This window comes from Mycobacterium sp., from assembly GCF_032159765.1.
Classification (GTDB): domain Bacteria; phylum Actinomycetota; class Actinomycetes; order Mycobacteriales; family Mycobacteriaceae; genus Mycobacterium.
The window spans coordinates 1-4,684 of record NZ_JAVHWM010000114.1 but is presented as its reverse complement, the minus strand read 5'-3'; the positions used below and the strand labels follow the sequence as shown (position 1 = coordinate 4,684).

At 65.6% G+C, this 4,684-nt stretch carries 5 protein-coding genes; all 5 read right to left on the bottom strand.

All coding sequences use genetic code 11. The features are described from left to right. The coding region (locus QOH60_RS12905) for a cytochrome P450 family protein (RefSeq protein WP_526420834.1) at positions 1 to 765 on the bottom strand (765 nt) is incomplete at its 3' end. 25 nt (positions 766 to 790) lie between these two features. Beyond that, positions 791 to 1,648, bottom strand: a complete 858-nt coding sequence (locus QOH60_RS12900) for an NAD(P)-dependent oxidoreductase (protein WP_526420836.1) — start codon at positions 1,646 to 1,648, stop codon at positions 791 to 793. After that, positions 1,585 to 2,400, bottom strand: coding sequence for an NAD(P)-dependent oxidoreductase (locus QOH60_RS12895; RefSeq protein ID WP_526420832.1), 816 nt, complete (start codon positions 2,398 to 2,400; stop codon positions 1,585 to 1,587). The genes QOH60_RS12900 and QOH60_RS12895 overlap by 64 nt, the downstream gene beginning before the upstream one ends. Then, the gene (locus QOH60_RS12890; protein WP_526420830.1) at positions 2,400 to 3,281 is read right to left on the bottom strand and encodes an alpha/beta fold hydrolase; all 882 of its coding nucleotides are present in this window, start codon (positions 3,279 to 3,281) and stop codon (positions 2,400 to 2,402) included. Before QOH60_RS12890 ends, QOH60_RS12895 begins: the two co-directional genes overlap by 1 nt. Beyond that, positions 3,278 to 4,684 (bottom strand): thiolase C-terminal domain-containing protein (locus QOH60_RS12885; RefSeq protein WP_526420828.1); only part of this gene is annotated, 1,407 nt, incomplete at its 5' end. The genes QOH60_RS12885 and QOH60_RS12890, both read right to left, overlap by 4 nt.

Sequence of the window (4,684 nt, the reverse complement as noted above, 5' to 3'; positions counted from 1 at the left end):
GTACACCGCGGTGCCGACGAGCTTCGTCACCGTCTCCGCGCCCGCGGCACCCAATAGCGTTGCAAACGAGGCGATCTCGATGTCATCCAAACTTGTTTTCGAGCCGTCCTCGCGCTCCAGCTCAGCGTCGATCAGCTTGGTGAAAAGGTCTCCCTGCGGGTCAGCGCGGCGCTTCTGCACGAGGTCGAGGTAGAACATCGCGGTGTCGATGTTCGCTTGCATCGCCTTTTCGCCCATGGCGATCTCGCCAGGTTCCCGCGACAACCCCACATCGATCCAGTGCCGGATGCGCTGGGCGACCTCCTCTTCATGTATACCCAGCATGGTCGTGATCACTTCGACGGGAAAAGGCCCGGAGAACTCCTGAACTACGTCGAATCCATCGGGATCGACGCGGCCGAGGTACTTCTCGATCTTCTCGCTCACCGAATCCCTTTGCGACTGAATGGCTCGTGGGGTGAACACCTTGTTGAGCAAGCTGCGCAGATTCCGATGGTCTGGCGGGTCCATAAGGATGATCATGTTCTGGCCGCCCAACGGCACCTCGCCGGTGCTCACCGTCGCCAGGTCGAGCCCGTATCGCGACGAGTACGTCTCAAAATCCTTGAAGGCGGGTGCGACGTCCGCGTGCCGGGTCAGCGCGTAGAAGTCGTGCTCCTCGCTGTGGTAGACGGGTGCTTCCTCACGCATTCGGCGGTAGGTCTCGAAGGCTCCGTTGAAGAAGTCCTCCGAGAACGGGTCGAAAACGAGTTGTGCCTTGGTCACTGCATCCTCCTGCGTGTGGTGCTGATCATGATGAAAGTCCTGACTTGGCAATGTCATCCAGCGAACCAATGTCGATCTCGAGGTCAGCGAGAGCTTCCCGGACTACTGCGATGTCTTTCCCGATGAAATCCCCGACGGTCGTGGTGAACTGCGCGGTTGAGCCCGCAGCGGCGATTAGGCTCAGCGCGTTGCTGGTGGCGCTGCCGTTTGTGAGCGCGCTCAGCAGCGTGGGCTCGACGATGCCAACCCGGCCGCCCAGCTTCACAGCCTCCGAGACGAGGCCGATGTTCGCGGCGAACAGCAGGTTGTTGAGTAATTTCACGGCCTGGCCGGCGCCGAGCGGACCGACATGCAGCGGGTCGCCGTAGCTGGACAGCACCGGGATGACCTGTCCGACAGCCGCGCCGTCACCTCCGACGAAGAGGGTGATCCTGCCTGCGTCGACGTCGTGGGGGGCGCCACTGACGGGTGCGTCGACGACGTCGATGAAGCGCCGGTCTGCCCGAGCGGCAACGGCTTTCGTCGTCTGAGGGCTGCCCGTGGTGTGCACGACGATCACCGACCCCGGTTTCATCGACGGGATCAGCTCGCTCTCCAGGCAGACACGCTGAACCTGCTCGTCGGTGAAGACGCAGATGATGACGATGTCAGCGTCGTGGGCCGCGTCCTCGATGTCCTGAACGCCGGTTGCGCCCAATTTCTCGACGGCATCGCGCTTTTCGGGAGAGCGGCCGACCGCGCGCACGTGGTGGCCGGCTTCGACGAGGCGGCCGATCATCGGGGCGCCGATGCGCCCCGCTCCGACGAACCCGACGTGGCTCATCGAGGGTGACCCAACAACGACAGGGCCGCGTCGGCGGCGTCGAGCACGGGGCCGGGAGATTCTCCGGTCTTTTCGGCGATGTCGACGATCAGCCGGACGTCTTTTTGCAGCAGTGCTCCGGCGATGTCTCTCATCACGTCGAGCGATCCGCCCGAACCCGCGATGCTGCCCAGCGCCGAGCTGTTCGCAGAACCGCGGGTAAGCACCTCGCCGAGGCTTGCCGGATCGACACCCAGCGCCGCCCCGAAGTCCAGCGCGGTCTTGGCATTTGCCAGATTCGCGGTGAACAGAAGATTGTTGAGCAGCTTGGCGAGTTGGCCCGAGCCGACATCGCCAAGATGGACGTGGCTGCCATAAGTCTCGAACACGGGCCGGCACCGTTCGACGACGTCGGCATCACCGCCCACCATCACCAGAAGACGGCGTTCCGCGACTGCGGGTGCGCCACCGCTGACCGGTGCGTCGATCACCGAAATGCCTTTGTCTGCGGCAGCTTCTGCGACGATGCGGCAGGTGTCAGGCGACACTGTGCTGTGGATGGCGATGATCCCACCCGCGGCCATGCCCGCGAGCACACCGGTCTCGCCGCAGAGGACCTCCTCGACGTCTGAATCCCCGACCACGCACACACAAGCCAGATCGCTGTTGGCGCCGAGTTCGGCGGGCGTACCCGCGACTTTGGCCTCGGTGTCGGCATAGGGCTTCAACGTGGCGGGTCTACGCGCCCACAGAGTGGTCTCGAAGCCCGCGTCGATGATGGCACGGGCCATCGGTCCGCCCTGGCTGCCCAGCCCGATGAACCCGACGCGCATCAGCTTGCCTCGGAACCTATCTGGCGAGCAGTCACGCACTCGTCGACGAACGACAGGATCCCTCGGTGATATGAGTCGGCCGAGAGCGCGAGGCTGAGGTTGTGCCCGCTGTCGGGCTGCTCATTGACGACCACGCGCGGCGATGCGGTGAACATCGCGGCGACGTCGGCGAGGCCCTCCGGTCCCGCCTCCCAGAACGCCTCGTGGTCGGCGAGGCTGAATCGCACGGGAACGGCGACTTGCGCTGCGAGTGCCGGGAAGTCTCGTTTCTGCCAGTTCATGACGACGTCGCCCTCGTACGCGGGTGACCAAGAACCCCGCGCGAGGTTCTGCATCACGTCGGGCGGGTAGAGATGTGCTGTCTGCCAGATCAGTTCGCGTACTCCGCGTCGCATGTCGCCGATGTTCGTGCGGCGCAACACCTCACGCGCGGCGAGCTGATTACGGACACCCGTGCCTGCGAGCTCCAGACCGAGTAGTTGCGCGCCGCGATCGTCGGTCACCATCCGCAGCGCGAGTTCGCATCCGGCGGAATGTGCGACGAGGAACAGCCCGGCCCCGCGGTCGCGAGTGCCGAGGATGTTGTCGACCGCACCGTACGCCAACTCGGTGCGCCGTTGCGCGTCAGCCATCTCGTCGGCATGCGGCGCGGAATCGCCGAAACCCGGGCGGTCCAGCGCGATGACGCTGAACCCGAGCGCAGCACCGAGCCGGAGCAACGACAGTTCAGGGTGCTCTGGGCAATCGAAGTACGCCGACGTCGTGGCCCCGCCATGGATGGCGACGATCGTGGCGCGCGGCGCCGGTGCCTCGCTGAACAACGCGGACATCGGGATGCCGTCCACGTCGGCGGTGCATTCGACCGGAGCCGGTTGGCTCATGCGTCCGCCCGCAACAGGATTGCGCCGCTGGGAGTGAGGCCGCCGCTGCTGACGACGCCGACGCGGGCGCCCTTGACCTGGCGCTCGCCGGCTTCGCCGCGCAACTGTGTCACCGCCTCATGCATCAAGCCCATGCCGTGGGTGCGTCCGTGCGACAGCTGACCGCCGTGCGTGTTCAGCGGCAGCACGCCATCTCTGGCGATGTTGTGACCGCCGTCGAGGAAGTCCTTGGCCTCGCCGATGCCGCAGAATCCGAGAGCCTCGATCCATGACAGGCAGTTGATGGTGAACCCGTCGTACAGCTCGGCAACATCGACGTCCTTGGGCTGCAACGACGTTCGGGTCCACATGTGCGCGGCCTGCCCGAGTGACTGCGGCTCGTGAGTCAGCGTGCTCTGGTCCCAGTCCAGCCGCTCGATGATCTGCGTGCCCACCGCCTCGACCAGCACCGGTGGCTTGGCCATGTCGCGGGCGGCGTCGACGTGGGAAACGATCACCGCGACCGCGCCGTCGCACGGGACGTCGCAGTCGTAGAGCCCCAACGGCGTGGTGATCATTCGCGCGTCGAGGTAGTCCTCCATCGTCATCGGCTTGCGGTAGATGGCCGTGGGATTCAGTTGCGCGTTGGCCCGCTGGTTCAGCGCGATCCAGCCGAGTGTCTCTCTCGTCGTCCCGTAGCGGTGGAAGTGACGCTGGGCGTTCTGGGCAAGGGTGTGCGCCGCGGAGACCGCGCCAAACGGAAGGAACCAGCTGTCGGTGCGCATCATCGGCGCGAGCTTGCCCTGCTTCATCAGCTCGCCGTGGGTGGCTTCCCACAGCGTGCGGAAGCAAAGGACATGGCGGGCAAGGCCATTCGCGACAGCGAGCATCGCAGCGATCACCGACCCGCCGGGCCCGAAGGTCTCGATGCCGCCGTTGTGCCAGGTGGGCCGGATGCCGAGCGCGGACTCCAGTGCCGTCACGCCGCCTTCGCTGAACGGCCCGAAGCCGCCGCCGCCGGGATACGTCGACAACCCGTCGATGTCGTCGAATGTCAGCCCGGCGTCGGCGATCGCGCGCTCACAGGCGTCGATGGTCAGCGACAGCGGCGGGCGCATCAGCCGTCGGCCGATCTCCGATATGCCGATTCCGGTCAGCGCGGCCTTGTCTTCGAACTTCTCCTTCGTGAGCATCGGCCGGACGTACTCACCGAACCGCTCCGGCGCGATCTCGTCTTCAGCTTGCGGGGCATCAGCCTGCTCAGCGGCGGGCTTGAACAGCGGCAGGTAGATGTCGCCGTGCTGCTCGAACGTGACCTCGACGACCTGGCCGAGTTCGAGTTCGTCGGGATCGCAGTCGACGATGTTGGTGGTCAGCCGCACGCGCGGGTCCTCGATGATCGCGACCTGCGCGACGACGTACGG

Bases quoted from the DNA above. Each gene is read 5' to 3' on its own strand.
- QOH60_RS12895 (WP_526420832.1), bottom strand. From the start codon at position 2,400: ATGCGCGTCGGGTTCATCGGGCTGGGCAGCCAGGGCGGACCGATGGCC.
- QOH60_RS12890 (WP_526420830.1), bottom strand. From the start codon at position 3,281: ATGAGCCAACCGGCTCCGGTCGAATGCACCGCCGACGTGGACGGCATC.